Below are 16263 nucleotides of genomic sequence, written 5' to 3'. Positions count from 1 at the left end.
AGGCCTGTCACGCACATGACCCGCGTATTACAAATCCGTTATCCCCGCCGTTTACCCATTCGCATCCAGTAACATCCTCACCGCTTGACCCTGATGTCACTACAGGGTCGAGAATCGCCCCCTTTCCGTAACCCGAGCTCACCATGCGCCTACTGATCATCGAGGACGAACCCCGTACCGCCGACTACCTGCAGCAAGGCCTGCGCGAAAACGGCTACGTGGTCGACTGCGCCCATACCGGCACCGACGGCTTGCACCTGGCCCGCCAGCAGCCCTACGACCTGGTGATCCTCGACGTCAACCTGCCCGAGCTCGATGGCTGGAGCGTGCTGCAGCGCCTGCGCGCCGAGTCGTCCACCCGGATCATGATGCTCACCGCCCACGGCCGCCTTGCCGATCGGGTCAAGGGCCTGGACCTGGGCGCCGACGACTACCTGCTCAAACCCTTCGAATTCCCCGAGCTGCTGGCACGCATCCGCAGCCTGCTGCGGCGCAACGACCAGCGCCTGCAACCAAGCACCCTGAAGGTCGCCGACCTTGAGCTCGACCCCGGCCGCCACCGCGCCTTCCGCGGCGGCCAGCGCATCGACCTGACCGCCAAGGAGTTCGCCCTGCTGCACCTGCTGATGCGCCAGAGCGGCGAAGTGCTGTCGCGCACGCAGATCATTTCGCTGGTGTGGGACATGAACTTCGATTGCGACACCAACGTGGTCGAGGTGTCGATCCGCCGCCTGCGGGCGAAGATCGACGACCCCTTCGAGGACAAGCTGATCCACACCCTGCGTGGCGTCGGCTATGTGCTCGAGGCGCGGGCGTGAAGCGCGCCACCCTGTCGCTGCGCCTCGGCCTGACCGTCACCCTGATGGGCGCAGCCTTGGTGCTGCTGCTGGCCACCCTGGCGGTGTTCGCCCTCGACCACGAGCTGGACAGCCGTGCGCGCAAGGACCTGGCGCGCAAGATGCTGCAGGTCGAGCACAACCTGCGGGTGGACCTGCGCAGCGACGACCTCGGCACCCGCGCTCACCCGTTGCTCGACCTGGTAATGGGCCATGACAACCTGAGCCTCAGCGTCATGGCCACCAGCGGCCGTCACCCGGCCCTGCTCAGCCTTGGCCCGGCCCTGCAATCCCGGCACCTGCTGGAAATGGCCGCGAGCCCCCGGCTGGTGTTCCACGAGTGGCGCGACGATCAAGGCAACGAAGTGCTCACCGCCAGCCGCTTGATGCTGCTGCGCGACGACACCCCGGTGAATGTGCTGATGTCGCTCAACCGCGGCGACGACAACGCCCTGCTGCAGGCCTACCTGCATTCGACCCTGCTCGCCTTGCCGCTGTTGCTGCTGCTGATCGGCATCGCTGCCTGGAAGCTGGTGCAGCGCGACCTGCGCCCGCTGCGTCACTTTCGCCGCATCGCCGGGCAAGTGTCGGCCCAGGACCTCGACCACCGCTTGCCGGTGGAGGGCCTGCCGACCGAGCTGGCCGACCTGGCCCGGGCCATCAACGTCATGCTCGACCGCCTCGATCAGGGCGTGCGCCAGTTGTCGCAGTTCTCCGACGACCTGGCCCACGAATTGCGCACACCGATCGGCAACCTGATGGGCAAGGCCCAGGTGACCCTGGCCCGCGAGCGCGATGGCGACAAGTACCGTGAAGCGCTGGAGGACAGTGTCGAGGAGCTGACCCGGCTCAACCGCATCATCAACGACATGCTGTTCCTCGCCCAGGTCAGCCAGCCGCAGAGCCAGGTTGCGCTGCAGCCGGTGGCACTGGCCGACGAGGTGGCCCGGGTGAGTGAGCTGTTTGCCTTCAGCGCCGAGCTCAAGGGCATCACCCTGGAACTGCAAGGCTGGGGCACGGCTCGGGCGGATAGGCTGATGTTCCAGCGGGCGCTGTCGAACTTGCTGAGCAATGCGATCCGGCATAGCCCGCAAGCGCAAAAGGTGACCGTGGGGATCGAGCGGCTGGGCGATGAAGTCGGGGTCTGGGTGGAAAATCAGGGGGCTGGCATTGGCGAGGCGCATCTGCCGCACCTGTTCGAGCGTTTCTACCGGGCTGGCAGCGGGCGGTCACGTCTTGAGGGCGGGACCGGGCTGGGGTTGGCGATCGTGAAGTCGATCATGCAGTTGCATGGGGGGCGGGTTGAGGTGCGTAGCCAGGCCGAAGGGCCGACCCGCTTTACCCTCGTATTCAAGGCAGAGTAAACATTCGCGGGACAAGCCCCACCTGAGCGCGCCGAACTCAAGATCTGCACTCGGTCTGTGGGAGCGGGTTTACCCGCGAAGATGACACCTCGGTGCCTGGCACGGGCTATGCCCGTGTTCGCGGGTGAACCCGCTCCCACAGTTGTGCAAGCGTGGGAGCGGCGGTTCGGCGCACCGGCTTGCCCCGCGATGGCTCAGCGCGAAGCGGCGACGATCAGCGCTTTCATCTCGGCCACGGCGGCCTTGAAGCCGACGAACAGCGCATGGGCCACCAGCGCATGGCCGATGTTCAGCTCGTTGATACCCTTGATCGCGGCAACGGCTTCGACGTTGTGGTAATGCAGCCCGTGGCCGGCGTTGACGATCAGCCCCTGGCCAATACCGAACGCCACGCCATCGACGATGCGCTTGAGCTCTTCGGCCACCTCGGTCGGCGTCTCGGCATCCGCGTAACGGCCAGTGTGCAATTCGATGGCCGGAGCACCCACCCGACGCGAGGCCTCGATCTGGCGCTCGTCGGCATCGATGAACAGCGACACTTCAGCGCCGGTGCGCGACAGGCGCTCGACCGCGGCCTTGATCCGCGCCTCCTGGCCGGCCACGTCCAGGCCACCTTCGGTGGTCAGCTCCTGACGGGTTTCCGGGACCAGGCAGATATGCGCCGGGCGAATCTTCTCGGCGAACAGCATCATCTCTTCGGTGACGCCCATCTCGAAGTTCATGCGGGTCTGCAGCACGTCCTTGAGCACCAGCACATCGCGCTCCTGGATGTGCCGGCGGTCTTCACGCAGGTGCACGGTGATGCCGTCGGCGCCCGCTTCCTCGGCATCCAGCGCGGCCTTGACCGGGTCTGGATAGCGGGTGCCCCGGGCCTGGCGCAAGGTCGCCACGTGGTCGATGTTGACGCCGAGAAGCATGCGGTTGCTGTGAGTCACGAAGGGGCACTCCTGAAAGTTGAGGGCCACAGCATACGTGCTGATCAGCGCTTGCGAAACAGTTCCCGGCTGACCAGTGGCTTGGGCCCCAGGTGCACCGCCAGGGCCTGGCGCATCAGGCGCTTGGCGGCGAGCAAGGCGCCGGGGGCATCCCAGTCGGCCTGGGCCAGGGCCTGCAACTCGGTACCCTTGAACAACCCGGGCTGGAACAGCTCGACCCGTTGCAGGCCGGCATCCACCTGCAGGCGATACAGGCCCTCGGCGGCGACCGGGTCGTCATTCACGTCATGTTCCAGCGAGAAGGCGTAACCCAGCTCGTCCAGCAAGCGCCATTCGAACGAGCGCAGCAGCGGCTCCAGCGGTCGGCCGGCGGCCAGGGCTTGCAGGGTCAGGGTGTAATGCTCGAACAGCGCTGGCTGCGGTGCCTCGGCGGGCAACAGGCGCATCAACAGTTCGTTGAGGTAGAGGCCGCTGAACAGCGCATCGCCATGCAGCCAGGCCGCGATACCGTTGCTGTCCAGGCGCCATACGGTCTTCAGCTCACCACGCCCGCGCAGTTCCACTTCCAGTGGCACGAACGGCCGCACCTGGCTGCCGCCCTTGCCCCGCGCACGGCGCAGTACCGCACGCACCCGCCCCTGAGGCGTGAGGAAATCCACCAGGGCGCTGGTTTCCTTGTAGGGGCGGCTGTGCAGCACGTAGGCCGGCTGGGGGGTGGGTTGATCCATGCGCTGTCTCTGAGGGCCATATGCACCTGTGGGAGCGGGTTTACCCGCGAAAGCGTCAGTGAATCCACTATCGCATTCGCGGGTAAACCCGCTCCCACAGGGAAAACAGGGGTGCCTGGGAGGCTTACAGGTCGCCGTAGCCCAGCGAACGCAGGGCGCGCTCGTCGTCGGACCAGCCGCCTTTGACCTTGACCCAGAGGTTGAGCATCACCTTGGCGTCGAACAGCGTTTCCATGTCCTTGCGCGCGTCGGAGCCGATGCGTTTGATGCGCTCGCCCTTGTCGCCGATGATGATCTTCTTCTGGCCGTCACGTTCGACCAGGATCAGCGCATGGATGTGCAGCACATGGCCCTGCTGCTTGAATTCCTCGATTTCCACGGTGATCTGGTACGGCAACTCCGCACCCAGCTGGCGCATGATCTTCTCGCGCACCAGCTCGGCGGCCAGGAAGCGGCTGCTGCGGTCGGTGATCTGGTCTTCCGGGAAGAAGTGGTCGTTCTCCGGCAGGTGCTTGGCGATCAGCGCTTCCAGCGACTCGAGGTTGTGCCCCTGCTGGGCCGAGATCGGCACGATCTCAGCATTCGGCAGTTGCTCTTGCAGCCACTGCAGGTGCGGGATCAGGTCGCCCTTCTCGTCCATGCGGTCGGTCTTGTTGACCGCCAGGATCACCGGGCCGGTCACGTACTGAACGCGCTCGAGCACCAGCTGGTCCTCATCGGTCCAGCGGGTGCGGTCGACCACGAAGATCACCACGTCGACATCTTTCAAGGCCGCCGAGGCGTTGCGGTTCATGTAGCGGTTGAGCGCCTTGTCGTTCGCTTTGTGCATGCCGGGGGTGTCGACGTAGATCGCCTGCACATCACCCTCGGTCTTGATGCCGAGCATGTTGTGGCGGGTGGTCTGCGGCTTGCGCGAGGTGATCGCCAGCTTCTGGCCGAGGATGTGGTTGAGCAGCGTCGACTTGCCGACGTTGGGGCGGCCGACGATGGCGACATAGCCGCAGCGGGTCGAAGTGTTCTCAGTCATTGCCATTCTCCACGCCCAGGGCGATCAATGCGGCGGCGGCGGCGACCTGTTCGGCAATACGCCGGCTTACGCCCTGGCCACGGCTTTTCTTGTTCAGCAGGACCACTTCGCATTCGACGAGGAAGGTCCGGCAGTGCGGTTCGCCCTGGATGTCCACCACTTCGTAACGTGGCAGCTCGCAGGCTCGCGACTGCAGAAACTCCTGCAGGCGGGTCTTGGGGTCTTTGTTGGTGTCGACCAGGGTCAGGCCTTCGAACTCGTCGGTCAGCCAGGCCAGGATGCGCTCGCGCGCAGTCTGCATGTCAGCGTCCTGGTAGATGGCGCCGATGAGCGCTTCGAGGGCGTCGGCGAGGATCGACTCGCGGCGGAAACCGCCGCTCTTGAGCTCGCCAGAGCCCAGGCGCAGGTACTCGCCAAGGTCGAAGCCACGGGCCAGGCGGGCCAGGGTTTCACCCTTGACCAGGCGCGCTCGCAGGCGCGACAGCTGGCCTTCCCGGGCCTGCGGGAAGCGCTCGAACAGCGCTTCGCCGACCACGAAGTTGAGAATGGCATCGCCAAGGAATTCCAGGCGCTCGTTGTTGCGCCCGGCATAACTGCGATGGGTCAGGGCCAGCAGCATCTGGTCCTGATCCTTGAAGGTGTAGCCGAGCTTGCGCTCCAGGCGGGCAAGGGAAGCACTCATGGGGCCACCCGTACAATGTTCAACGCGTTGTTCAAATCAACATCCTGAAAGACGGTTTGGCTGTGGTCCGGCATCAAAATGGCGAAACCTCTCATTCCCTGAGAACACAGCCTATGTCATAAAAGCAATCGGCGCTGTCCGCAGACAGCGCCGTCGATACTTAGTGGATCAGGCCGACCCGCGACAGGTTGGGCAGGTGGCTGAGTTTCGGCTCAGGCCAGCTCATCCAAACGGCGAATGCCTTGCCGACGATGTTCCGGTCAGGGACCATGCCGTGCAGCTCTTTGGGGATGTTCGGATCATCCCAGTAGCGGCTGTCGTTGGAGTTGTCGCGGTTGTCACCCATCATGAAGTAATGCCCGGCCGGCACGGTCCATTGCTGGTCCGGCGGCATGCGGTAGCGGGTCATTTCCTTGCGGATCAGGTGCTCGACTTCACCGAGTTTTTCCTTGTACAGCTCGGCGCTGCCCAAGGTCCCCGGCTCGCTGCCGACCAGTTGCTCGGCAACCGCCTGGCCATTGACGAACAGGCGCTTGTCGTTGGTGTAGCGGATCTGGTCGCCCGGCAGGCCGATCACCCGCTTGATGTAGTTGACGTTCGGGTCGCTGGGGTAGCGGAACACCATGACATCGCCGCGCTGCGGGTCACCGACTTCGATGACCTTCTTGTCGATCACCGGCAGGCGGATGCCGTAGGAGAACTTGTTCACCAGGATGAAGTCGCCCACTTCCAGGGTCGGTTTCATCGAACCCGACGGGATCTGGAACGGCTCAACCAGGAACGAGCGCAGCACCAGCACGATGAACAGCACCGGGAAGAACGACTTGCCGTACTCGACCAGCAACGGCTCCTTGTTCAGGCGTTCGACCACGGCCATTTCTGGCTGGCTGACGCTGCCCTGGTAGTTGGCGATCGCCGCACGCCGGCGCGGGGCCAGGAACAGCAGGTCGATCAGACCCAACAGGCCGCAGACGGCAACGGCGATGACGAGCAACAGCGGGAAATTTAGCGACATAGGACCTAGCTATCCAACCTGAGCACGGCGAGGAAGGCTTCCTGTGGGATTTCCACGTTACCGACCTGTTTCATGCGTTTCTTACCGGCTTTCTGCTTCTCCAGCAGCTTCTTCTTACGGCTCACGTCGCCACCGTAGCACTTGGCCAGTACGTTCTTTCTGAGCGCCTTGACGGTTGTCCGCGCAATGATCTGGCCGCCAATGGCTGCCTGGATCGCCACGTCGAACATCTGCCGAGGGATCAGCTCCTTCATCTTCTCGGTCAACGCACGGCCTTTGTAGGCGGCGTTGTCGCGGTGCACGATCAGTGCCAGGGCATCGACCTTGTCACCGTTGATCAGCACGTCCAGCTTGACCAGGTTGGCCGACTGGTAGCGGTCGAAATGATAGTCCAGCGAGGCGTAGCCGCGGCTGGTGGACTTGAGGCGGTCGAAGAAGTCCAGCACCACTTCGTTCATCGGCAGGTCGTAGCGCACCTGCACCTGGCTGCCGAGGAACTGCATGTCGCGCTGCACGCCACGCTTCTCGATGCACAGGGTGATGACGTTGCCCAGGTGTTCCTGGGGTACCAGGATGGTGGCGGTGACGATCGGTTCGCGGAAATCGGCGACCGACGACACGTCCGGCAACTTCGACGGGTTGTCGACAACGATGGTTTCGCCGGTCTTGAGCTCCAGCTCGTAGATCACGCTTGGCGCGGTGGTGATCAGGTCCAGGTCGTATTCGCGCTCCAGGCGCTCCTGGATGATCTCCATGTGCAGCATGCCGAGGAAGCCGCAACGGAAGCCGAAGCCCAGGGCGTCGGAGCTTTCCGGCATGTATTGCAGCGACGAATCGTTCAGGGTGAGCTTCTGCAGCGCGTCACGGAAGTCTTCGAAATCGTCGGAGCTGACCGGGAACAGGCCGGCGTAGACCTGTGGCTGGATTTTCTTGAAGCCTGCGAGCACTTCGACCTCTGGGGTCGAGGACAGGGTCAGGGTGTCACCGACCGGCGCACCATGGATGTCCTTGATGCTGGCGATGATGAAGCCCACTTCACCGGCTTTGAGGTCGGCGGTCTGGGTGTGCTTGGGCGTGAACACGCCGACGCTGTCGACCAGGTGCACCTTGCCGGTGGACTTGACCAGGATCTTGTCGCCTTTCTTGACGCGGCCCTGGCGCACGCGCACCAGCGAGACCACGCCCAGGTAGTTGTCGAACCAGGAGTCGATGATCAGCGCCTGCAGCGGCGCGTCGATCTCGCCTTGCGGCGCGGGGATGGTCTGCACCAGGCGCTCGAGCACCTCGTCCACGCCCATGCCGCTCTTGGCGCTGCACGCCACGGCGTCGGTGGCGTCGATGCCGATGATCTTCTCGATCTCGTCCTTGACGCGGTCCGGGTCGGCCTGGGGCAGGTCCATCTTGTTCAGAACCGGCATTACCTCGAGGCCTTGCTCGATGGCGGTGTAGCAGTTGGCGACGGACTGGGCTTCTACGCCCTGGCCAGCATCCACCACCAGCAGCGCACCCTCGCACGCTGCCAGCGAACGCGAAACTTCATAGGTGAAGTCAACGTGGCCGGGGGTGTCGATGAAGTTCAGCTGGTAGGTTTTACCGTCCTGCGCCTTGTAGTGCAGGGTGACGCTGTGGGCCTTGATGGTGATCCCGCGCTCGCGCTCCAGGTCCATGGAATCGAGGACCTGGGCCTCCATTTCGCGCGCCGTCAGGCCACCGCACATCTGGATGAAACGGTCGGCCAGCGTCGACTTGCCATGGTCGATGTGGGCGATGATGGAGAAATTGCGGATATGACTCAAATCACTCACGGGTCAACACTCGAAAAGGCTGCGAGCCGGACGCCCGCCGAAAAATAGCCGGGAATTGTACCTCAAGCCGCAGGGATATGGGAGATTCCTCTATCGGCCTGCCTACATCCCTTGTGGGAGCGGGCTTGCCCCGCGATGAGGCCCGATCAGGCACTCGCACTGCCTGATTGGGCCTCATCGCGGGGCAAGCCCGCTCCCATGTAGAGCTTTGTGATACTGACTGCTACGTAAAAAGGGCAGCCGAAGCTGCCCTTTCCTACCTTGCAACCAGCTTATTCAGCCAGTTTGAAGGTGATGAAGCTTGCGCGCCCCTGGCGCAGTACGCGCATCGACACCGAACGGTTCTTCGGCAGGTCCTTGGCAATTTCGGTGAATTCCTTGGCCGAGCCGATGGCCTGGTTGTTCAGGTGACTGATGACATCGCCCGGACGCAGGCCGATCAGCGCTGCCGGGCCGTCCTGGACCTCCTTGATCACCACGCCGCCCTTGAGCTCCAGGGATTTTTTCTGCTCGGCGGTCAGGTCAGTCACGGACACACCCAGACGGTTGCTGCTGCGCTCGACGCTGCCCTGGGCACCGGTGCCGATGTCAGCCTCTTCATCCGGCAGGGCGCCGACGGTGACATCGAGGTTCTGGCGCTTGCCATTGCGGATGATCTCAAGCTTGGCCTTGGCGCCATCCTTGAGGCTGCCAACCAGGTGCGGCAGGTCGGCCGACATGACGATCGGCTGGCCATTCATGCTCAGGATCACGTCGCCCACCTGCAGGCCACCCTTGGCCGCCGGGCCGTCTTCCAGCACCTGGGCTACCAGGGCGCCAGCCGGCTTGTCGAGGCCAAAGGATTCAGCAAGGTCCTTGTTGACCTCCTGGATCACCACGCCCAGCCAGCCGCGGCTGACTTTGCCGTCTTTCTTCAGCTGGTTGGAAACGTCGATCGCCACGTCGATCGGGATGGCGAAGGACAGGCCCATGAACCCGCCGGAACGGGTGAAGATCTGCGAGTTGATACCGACCACCTCGCCATTCATGTTGAACAGCGGGCCGCCGGAGTTGCCCGGGTTGATCGCCACGTCGGTCTGGATGAACGGCACATAGGTGTCGTTGGGAAGGGTACGGCCCTTGGCACTGACGATGCCCTTGGTTACCGAATGGTCGAAGCCGAACGGCGAGCCGATGGCCAGCACCCACTCACCCACCTTGAGCTTTTCCGAATCGCCCAGTTTGACGGTCGGCAGGTTCTTGCCTTCGACCTTGAGCAGGGCCACGTCGGTACGCGGATCGGTGCCGACCAGCTTGGCCTGCAGCTCGCTGCGGTCGGAGAGGCGAACGATGATTTCGTCGGCGTCGGCGACCACATGGTTGTTGGTCAGCACATAGCCATCGCTGGAAATGATGAAGCCCGAGCCCAGCGACTGCGCTTCGCGCTGGCGATCCCCCCGAGGCGAGCGCGGCTGCTGTGGCATGTTGCGCTCGAAGAACTCGCGGAACATCGGCGGCAGGCCTTCGAGGTCGGGCATCTGCCCGGCGGCGATACGGCGGTCCGGCAGTTTCTGCTTGGTACTGATGTTGACCACCGCCGGCGAGGCCTGCTCGACCAGGGTCGTGAAGTCGGGCAGGGCTTCCTGGGCTTGGGCGGTGAGCACCTGGCCGAGCATCAGCACAGCGGCGAACATCGATAGGTAGGGTTTCAAGCGTGGTATTGACATACGGCTCCCGTTACAACGAGCGTAGTTAGCAGTTAGGCCCAGCAGACGCAGAAAAGGCCAGACTCCCAGAAGAGCCTGACCTATAGAAAATTTATGGCTGGATTGCAAATGACAATGGGTTAATTTCCTGTCAGCACTGTGTAACAGAAGCTTTCATGAAGCGCCGTTACTGACGCGCCTGAGCATCCTGGGCCCGCATCGACAAAGCCACACGCTCGGCGGTACCCAGTGGAATCTCGCCGACCACGGTGACCATCACTTTGCCCTTGGGCGTGTTGAGATGGCGCGAGACCGCTACGGTCGGGCCGAGCTGAGTGCGGGTATCGGTGCCTGAATTGTCGCTGATCGGCTCGAGGAACACCGAGAAGCGCGTCAGGCCATCGTCATACATCAGGCTGCTGATGGTACTTTTGCGGTCCGGATCACGGCGCACACTGCTGTTGATCAGCTCGAAGCCTGGCGGCAGCCAGTCCGAGCGCCAACCGGCAACGGCCTGCGAAGTACTGGCGACCACCCGCTCGATCGGCTTGCAGGCGGCACTGGCACTGAGGTCGGCGTCACTCGGCAGGTCATCGGTGTCGAGGCGGGTCATCTGGAAGCGTTCGAGCAGCTGCCCCTTTTCGTTGAGCATCAACGAGCGCAGCGGCAAGCCGGTTTGGCGGTCCAGGTGAAGCTCGAAGGCGTAGCGATGCTGATCACGCGGGGTGAGGGTCACAATCACCGCGTCGCGCCCGGCGACCCGTGACTTGCCTGCCACGCTCAGGTCGTACCAGCTCATCAGCTTCAAAGGGTCGAGCATGCGCGGGGCGGCGTCGGGCGGTGCGGTCACACCGCTGACCAAGGCGCCACTGACGCATTGCACCTTGCCATCGACACGCACGATTTCCTGGGCAGCGCCATCGAGCTGGAGTAACCGCTCGCTGACCTTGCCGTCCTGGACGCGATGCCAGATATCGTGTGTGGAGAAGCTGCCATTGCGCTCGTAGACGAACGACCCCTGGTAACTCTGCCTTTGTTCAGCCTGTGCCAGCTTGTTCAGCCACTCGCTCGCCTCGGGCGTGGAGTTGGCCGCGTAGGCCTGCACCGTCAGGCTGCTGCCAAGCAGCAGCGACAGGAGAGGTAGCGCGCGCATGATCCTCCTTACTAGCGGTTTTCCAGGCTGGCAGCGCGTGCGTAAGGCAGAGCGGTCTCGGTGCCTTTGAGCGCGGATTCCTGGGCATGCTGGCGCAGATAACCTGGCAGACGCTGATCCCAGCCAGCCTGGTTCTGCAGCACACCGTTGGCCATCGGCCCGGTCGGTTGTTCGCTGCTTTCACTATAGCCTGCCAAAACGGCGGGGCCTTGTGCCTGTGGCATGCTCAGCCCCTGCTGGGCAGGCTGCTGGGACGCCAATTCGGCACCAGTAATCTCGTCCTGGTTGTAGAAACGCACGCCAGCCAGCACGGCAACAGTCACCGAGGCAGCCACGGCCAGGCGGCCAATGCTGCGCCACGGGCCTTGCTTGACCTTGGCAGGCACCGCCTCGTCGGCCAATGCTGCGGAAACCGCCGAGGCGATATCCAGCTTGGGCAACAGCAGTTCCTTGTGCATCGCTGCGCGAGCGACCTGGTAACGCGACCAGGTGGCGCGGGTTTCGGAATCGTCGACGGCATTGAGCACTCGACGCAGTTCCAGTTCGTCCGCTTCGTTATCCATTACCGCGGACAGCGATTCCTGCAAAGCTTCACGACTCATGGCGGTTCCTCTCTTGGCTGTCGCCGCTGTCTCAGGTTTCCTGCAACAGCGGTTGCAGGGCTTTGTCTATGGCCTCCCGAGCGCGGAAAATCCGGGAGCGCACGGTACCCACCGGACATTGCATGACACTGGCAATGTCCTCGTAACTCAGACCATCGAACTCGCGCAGCGTCAACGCCGTGCGCAGGTCTTCCGGCAGTTGCTGGATGGTGCGATGGACTGTGCCTTCGATTTCATCCCGCAACAAAGCGCGTTCTGGGGACTCGAGATCCTTGAGACCATGATCGCCGTCGTAAAACTCCGCATCCTCGGAGCTCACATCGCTGTCTGGCGGCCGTCTTCCACGGGACACCAGATAGTTTTTCGCCGTGTTGATGGCGATGCGGTAAAGCCACGTATAGAACGCGCTGTCACCGCGGAAATTTCCCAGCGCCCGGTATGCCTTGATGAAGGCTTCCTGCGCCACGTCCTGCGCTTCATGGGTGTCGTGTACGAAACGCACGATCAACCCGAGAATCTTGTGCTGATACTTCAGCACCAACAGATCGAACGCTCGCCTGTCGCCGCGCTGCACGCGCTCGACAAGCTGCTGATCCTCTTCCTGGGTTAGCATGAACACTCCTCAGTGAACTCGAAGGAGCGTTGCGACAAGCATCGTTCAGGCTTGCAACCATAGACTCGGGCTTTACGCAAAAGTTCTCCCCTCCAAGCAAGTTTCCTGCGGCCCTTGGTCGGCTCGCACGAAAGGCGCAGCGCGGTCACGGCCGGCTGCGTCGATAATCAGGTTTCAGTACGCAGGTCTGAGCCCAAGCAAAGGGCTGCCGCCCTGCGTCGCCGCGGCAAAATGTGGCGTGCGTACAGCCTTCTTAGGATTTCCTGGGGTAGAGGAAAGTTCCCGAAAAGATCGTCTTTGCCCCGCAAGCGCCATTGGAAATCAGGCCCCCGGGGCTGCTATAAAGGCATCCCGGCCCGGTTTCACGATAGTTTCACAATGCCATCTGCGCTTGACTATTGTGCCGTGCCCCCTTCGAAGATTACTAGTGTCCCGACATGAGCCAACAATTCCAACATGATGTCCTGGTGATCGGCAGTGGTGCGGCTGGTCTGAGCCTGGCACTGAACCTCCCCGGCCACCTGCGTATCGCCGTACTCAGCAAAGGCGACCTGGCCAACGGCTCAACCTTCTGGGCCCAGGGCGGCGTGGCCGCCGTGCTCGACAACACCGATACCGTGCAGTCGCATGTCGAGGACACCCTCAATGCCGGCGGCGGCCTGTGCCACGAAGACGCGGTGCGGTTCACCGTCGAACACAGCCGCGAAGCGATCGAATGGCTGATCGAGCAAGGCGTGCCGTTCACCCGTGACGAGCACTACAGCGTCGACGACGGTGGTTTCGAGTTTCACCTCACCCGCGAGGGCGGCCACAGCCACCGGCGCATCATTCATGCCGCCGACGCCACCGGTGCGGCGATCTTCAAAACCTTGCTCGACCAGGCGCGCCAGCGGCCGAACATCGAGCTTCTGGAGCAGCGCGTCGCGGTCGACCTGATTACCGAGCGCCGCCTGGGCCTCGGCGGCGACCGTTGCCTGGGCGCCTATGTACTGGACCGCAACACCGGCGAGGTCGACACCTTCGGCGCCCGCTTCACCGTGCTGGCCACGGGCGGCGCAGCCAAGGTGTACCTGTACACCAGCAACCCCGACGGCGCCTGTGGCGACGGTATCGCCATGGCCTGGCGGGCTGGTTGCCGGGTGGCGAACCTGGAGTTCAACCAGTTCCACCCCACTTGCCTGTATCACCCGCAAGCCAAGAGCTTTCTGGTGACCGAAGCCCTGCGCGGCGAGGGCGCCCTGCTGCGCCTGCCCAATGGCGAGCGCTTCATGCCCCGCTTCGACCCACGCGAAGAGCTGGCACCACGGGACATCGTCGCCCGCGCCATCGACCACGAGATGAAGCGCCTGGGCGTGGATTGCGTGTACCTGGACATCAGCCACAAGCCGGCCGAGTTCATCAAGAGCCACTTCCCCACTGTCTACGAGCGCTGCCTCACCTTCGGCATCGACATCACCCGCCAGCCGATCCCGGTGGTGCCAGCGGCCCACTACACCTGCGGCGGGGTCATGGTCGATGATCGCGGCCACACCGACGTGCCCGGCCTTTACGCCATCGGCGAAACCAGCTTCACCGGCCTGCACGGCGCCAACCGCATGGCCAGCAACTCGCTGCTCGAGTGTTTCGTCTACGGCCGCGCCGCCGCCGCCGACATCGAGGCGCACCTCGACCAGGTGACCATGCCCCGCGCCCTGCCCTGCTGGGACGCAAGCCAGGTCACCGACTCTGACGAGGACGTGATCATCGCGCACAACTGGGACGAACTGCGGCGCTTCATGTGGGACTACGTCGGCATCGTGCGCACCAGCAAACGCCTGCAGCGTGCCGAGCACCGCGTGCGCATGCTGCTGGACGAAATCGACGAGTTCTACAGCAACTACAAGGTCAGCCGCGACCTGATCGAGCTGCGCAACCTGGCCCAGGTCGCCGAGCTGATGATCCGTTCGGCGATGCAGCGCAAAGAGAGCCGCGGCCTGCACTACACCCTCGACTACCCGAGCATGTTGCCCGAGGCCCACGACACTATCCTGCAGCCGCCCACCTTCGCCGGCTGAACTTCAGCCGCACGCGCAAGCGCCGATGCGTCTCAGGAGCCAGTGCATCTTGAGGGATGCACTGGCTCTCACTGAGCCAACGCCCCTTGCGCACGAAGCGCAACACCACCAAACCTGGCAGGGCAATACTGTCGCGGCACAATCGCACCGCCTGCCAGCCACGGGCACGGCTGTATAAATGCCAGCCACGCGGGTCGCGGCGCAAGCCGGTGATCGCATGGGGGTGCGTGAGCAGGATACGGCGGGGAATGGCCCAGCAGGCATGCGCCAGGCAGACGAGAAACGCCAGGCTGCGCAGCCAGAACGGCAGTGCGATGACGGCCAAGGTGATGATCGCCAGCGCCTGGCTGGCGAGGTAGGCCGTCAGCAGCAGGCGTGAGCCCTGCCAACGGCACTCGAAACGGTCACTTGGGTTGGACACGGTCCAGGATGATACGGACCATGCGCTGCAGCTCCGGGTCTTCGGACTCGTTGCGCTCCATGAACCAACCGAACATGTCCTGGTCTTCGCAGCTCAGCAGGCGCACGTAGAGTTCACGGTCGGCTTCGCTCAGGCTGGGGTAGACCTCCTGGGTGAAAGGTACCAGCAGCACGTCCAGTTCCAGCATGCCACGGCGGCTGTGCCAGAAAAGCCGATTGAGTTCAGTTTGTTCGACCATGGGGCCCTCCTCGAATGGTCGGGCAGTATACCGTGCGGCGCACGAAGCGACACCGGGCGTTGGTCTAGTCACCTACCTATTTTGTTACTGGCGTTCTATGATGGCCGCCAGTCTCTAGCTACCGCGATGACCCATGGCCGATTCCGCTTTTTTCTGTACGCTCGCCCACGAGGGCATCCTCGCCGTGCGCGGGTCCGACGCCGGCAAGTTCCTGCAAGGCCAACTGACCTGCAACCTCAACTACCTCAGCGATGAACACGCCGGCCTCGGCGCTCGCTGCATGGTCAAGGGCCGGATGCAGTCGAGCTTCCGCATCCTCCCGCAAGGTAATGGCTACCTGCTGGCGATGGCCAGCGAACTGCTCGACGCGCAATTGGCCGACCTGAAAAAGTACGCCGTGTTCTCCAAGGCCACCCTGAGCGACGAAAGCGCTGCCTGGGTACGCTTTGGCCTGCAGCACGGCGACGCTGCCCTGCAGGCCCTGGGCCTGAACGTGCCGGAAGCCGCTGGTGCGACCGTGCGTCATGACAACCTGATCGCCCTGCGTGTCTCGCCTGGCCGGGTGGAGTTGTGGGCGCCCGCCGAACAGGCCACGGCAGTACGCGAAACACTCGCCGCCAGCCTGCCCGAGGGCATGCTGAACGACTGGCTGCTGGGCCAGATCCGCGCCGGCATCGGCCAGGTCATGGGCCCGACCCGCGAACTGTTCATCCCACAGATGATCAACCTGCAGGCAGTCGATGGCGTGAGCTTCAAGAAAGGCTGCTACACCGGCCAGGAAATCGTCGCGCGCATGCAGTACCTGGGCAAGCTCAAGCGCCGCCAGTACCGCCTCGCGCTCGACCAGGCCGACGTGCCGGCGCCAGGCGCCGAGATCTTCTCGCCCACCCACGGCTCGTCGGTCGGTGAAGTGGTGATCGCCGCCAGCACGGGCAACGGCGTCGAGCTGCTGGCCGTGCTCAGCGCCGACGCAGTGGCCGACGACAACCTGCACCTGGGCAGCCTCGAAGGCCCACGCCTGGCGCTGCTTGACCTGCCTTACGAACTGGACCGCGACCGGGAAATCCAACGCTGACCAGCCCGCCCCGCCCACGGGGCGGGGCCG

At 63.7% G+C, this 16263-nt stretch carries 16 protein-coding genes; 4 read left to right on the top strand and 12 right to left on the bottom strand.

Going from position 1 to position 16263, the window contains the following annotated elements:
• Positions 1-143: 143 nt before the first annotated feature.
• Both ABE459_RS07620 and ABE459_RS07615 read left to right on the top strand, forming a co-directional pair.
• Positions 144-818: a heavy metal response regulator transcription factor gene (locus ABE459_RS07620; protein ID WP_110995102.1), complete on the top strand. Its 675-nt coding sequence runs from the start codon at positions 144-146 to the stop codon at positions 816-818.
• Positions 815-2200, top strand: a complete 1386-nt coding sequence (locus ABE459_RS07615; RefSeq protein ID WP_323831354.1) for a heavy metal sensor histidine kinase — start codon at positions 815-817, stop codon at positions 2198-2200. Before ABE459_RS07620 ends, ABE459_RS07615 begins: the two co-directional genes overlap by 4 nt.
• A gap of 194 nt (positions 2201-2394) precedes the next feature.
• On the opposite strand, the gene pdxJ is transcribed toward ABE459_RS07615, so the two are convergent.
• The 10 genes from pdxJ to rpoE all read right to left on the bottom strand — a co-directional run bounded on the left by pdxJ (position 2395) and on the right by rpoE (position 12445).
• Positions 2395-3135, bottom strand: coding sequence for a pyridoxine 5'-phosphate synthase (gene pdxJ / locus ABE459_RS07610; protein WP_110995100.1), 741 nt, complete (start codon positions 3133-3135; stop codon positions 2395-2397).
• A 44-nt stretch (positions 3136-3179) separates the two neighbouring features.
• Positions 3180-3863: a DNA repair protein RecO gene (gene recO / locus ABE459_RS07605; protein WP_323831357.1), complete on the bottom strand. Its 684-nt coding sequence runs from the start codon at positions 3861-3863 to the stop codon at positions 3180-3182.
• A gap of 124 nt (positions 3864-3987) precedes the next feature.
• On the bottom strand, positions 3988-4890 hold the full coding sequence (gene era / locus ABE459_RS07600; RefSeq protein ID WP_125462816.1) for a GTPase Era: 903 nt from the start codon (positions 4888-4890) through the stop codon (positions 3988-3990).
• Positions 4883-5572 carry a ribonuclease III gene (gene rnc / locus ABE459_RS07595; RefSeq protein WP_110993796.1) on the bottom strand — a complete coding sequence of 230 codons (690 nt, stop codon included), beginning with the start codon at positions 5570-5572 and terminating at the stop codon, positions 4883-4885. Before rnc ends, era begins: the two co-directional genes overlap by 8 nt.
• A 160-nt stretch (positions 5573-5732) precedes the next feature.
• Positions 5733-6587: a signal peptidase I gene (lepB, locus tag ABE459_RS07590; protein ID WP_125462815.1), complete on the bottom strand. Its 855-nt coding sequence runs from the start codon at positions 6585-6587 to the stop codon at positions 5733-5735.
• A gap of 5 nt (positions 6588-6592) precedes the next feature.
• A complete protein-coding gene (gene lepA, locus ABE459_RS07585) occupies positions 6593-8392 on the bottom strand; it encodes a translation elongation factor 4 (RefSeq protein ID WP_125462814.1) in 1800 nt (599 codons plus the stop codon).
• 272 nt (positions 8393-8664) lie between these two features.
• Entirely contained in the window at positions 8665-10098 is a 1434-nt protein-coding gene (locus tag ABE459_RS07580) for a DegQ family serine endoprotease (RefSeq protein ID WP_125462813.1), read from the bottom strand.
• A 166-nt stretch (positions 10099-10264) separates the two neighbouring features.
• Entirely contained in the window at positions 10265-11230 is a 966-nt protein-coding gene (locus ABE459_RS07575) for a MucB/RseB C-terminal domain-containing protein (protein ID WP_110993792.1), read from the bottom strand.
• Positions 11231-11241: 11 nt separating this feature from the next.
• Positions 11242-11832: an RseA family anti-sigma factor gene (locus ABE459_RS07570; RefSeq protein WP_110993791.1), complete on the bottom strand. Its 591-nt coding sequence runs from the start codon at positions 11830-11832 to the stop codon at positions 11242-11244.
• A 31-nt stretch (positions 11833-11863) separates the two neighbouring features.
• Positions 11864-12445 carry an RNA polymerase sigma factor RpoE gene (gene rpoE / locus ABE459_RS07565; protein WP_010220971.1) on the bottom strand — a complete coding sequence of 194 codons (582 nt, stop codon included), beginning with the start codon at positions 12443-12445 and terminating at the stop codon, positions 11864-11866.
• A gap of 437 nt (positions 12446-12882) precedes the next feature.
• Here rpoE and nadB point away from each other — a divergent pair, with 437 nt between their 5' ends.
• Complete coding sequence (gene nadB, locus ABE459_RS07560) at positions 12883-14499, top strand: L-aspartate oxidase (protein ID WP_125462811.1); 1617 nt, start codon at positions 12883-12885, stop codon at positions 14497-14499.
• On the opposite strand, the gene ABE459_RS07555 is transcribed toward nadB, so the two are convergent.
• Both ABE459_RS07555 and ABE459_RS07550 read right to left on the bottom strand, forming a co-directional pair.
• On the bottom strand, positions 14468-14920 hold the full coding sequence (locus tag ABE459_RS07555) for a protein YgfX (RefSeq protein WP_125462810.1): 453 nt from the start codon (positions 14918-14920) through the stop codon (positions 14468-14470). The genes nadB and ABE459_RS07555 overlap by 32 nt on opposite strands.
• Positions 14904-15158 carry a succinate dehydrogenase assembly factor 2 gene (locus ABE459_RS07550; RefSeq protein WP_110993788.1) on the bottom strand — a complete coding sequence of 85 codons (255 nt, stop codon included), beginning with the start codon at positions 15156-15158 and terminating at the stop codon, positions 14904-14906. The genes ABE459_RS07555 and ABE459_RS07550 overlap by 17 nt, the downstream gene beginning before the upstream one ends.
• A 133-nt stretch (positions 15159-15291) precedes the next feature.
• Here ABE459_RS07550 and ABE459_RS07545 point away from each other — a divergent pair, with 133 nt between their 5' ends.
• Complete coding sequence (locus ABE459_RS07545) at positions 15292-16233, top strand: folate-binding protein YgfZ (RefSeq protein ID WP_125462809.1); 942 nt, start codon at positions 15292-15294, stop codon at positions 16231-16233.
• Positions 16234-16263: the final 30 nt, after the last annotated feature.

Source organism: Pseudomonas sp. TWI923 (genome assembly GCF_039673365.1).
Lineage (GTDB): Bacteria > Pseudomonadota > Gammaproteobacteria > Pseudomonadales > Pseudomonadaceae > Aquipseudomonas > Aquipseudomonas sichuanensis.
Note: the sequence above shows the minus strand (reverse complement) of the source record. Positions and strands in the feature narration are given on the sequence as shown.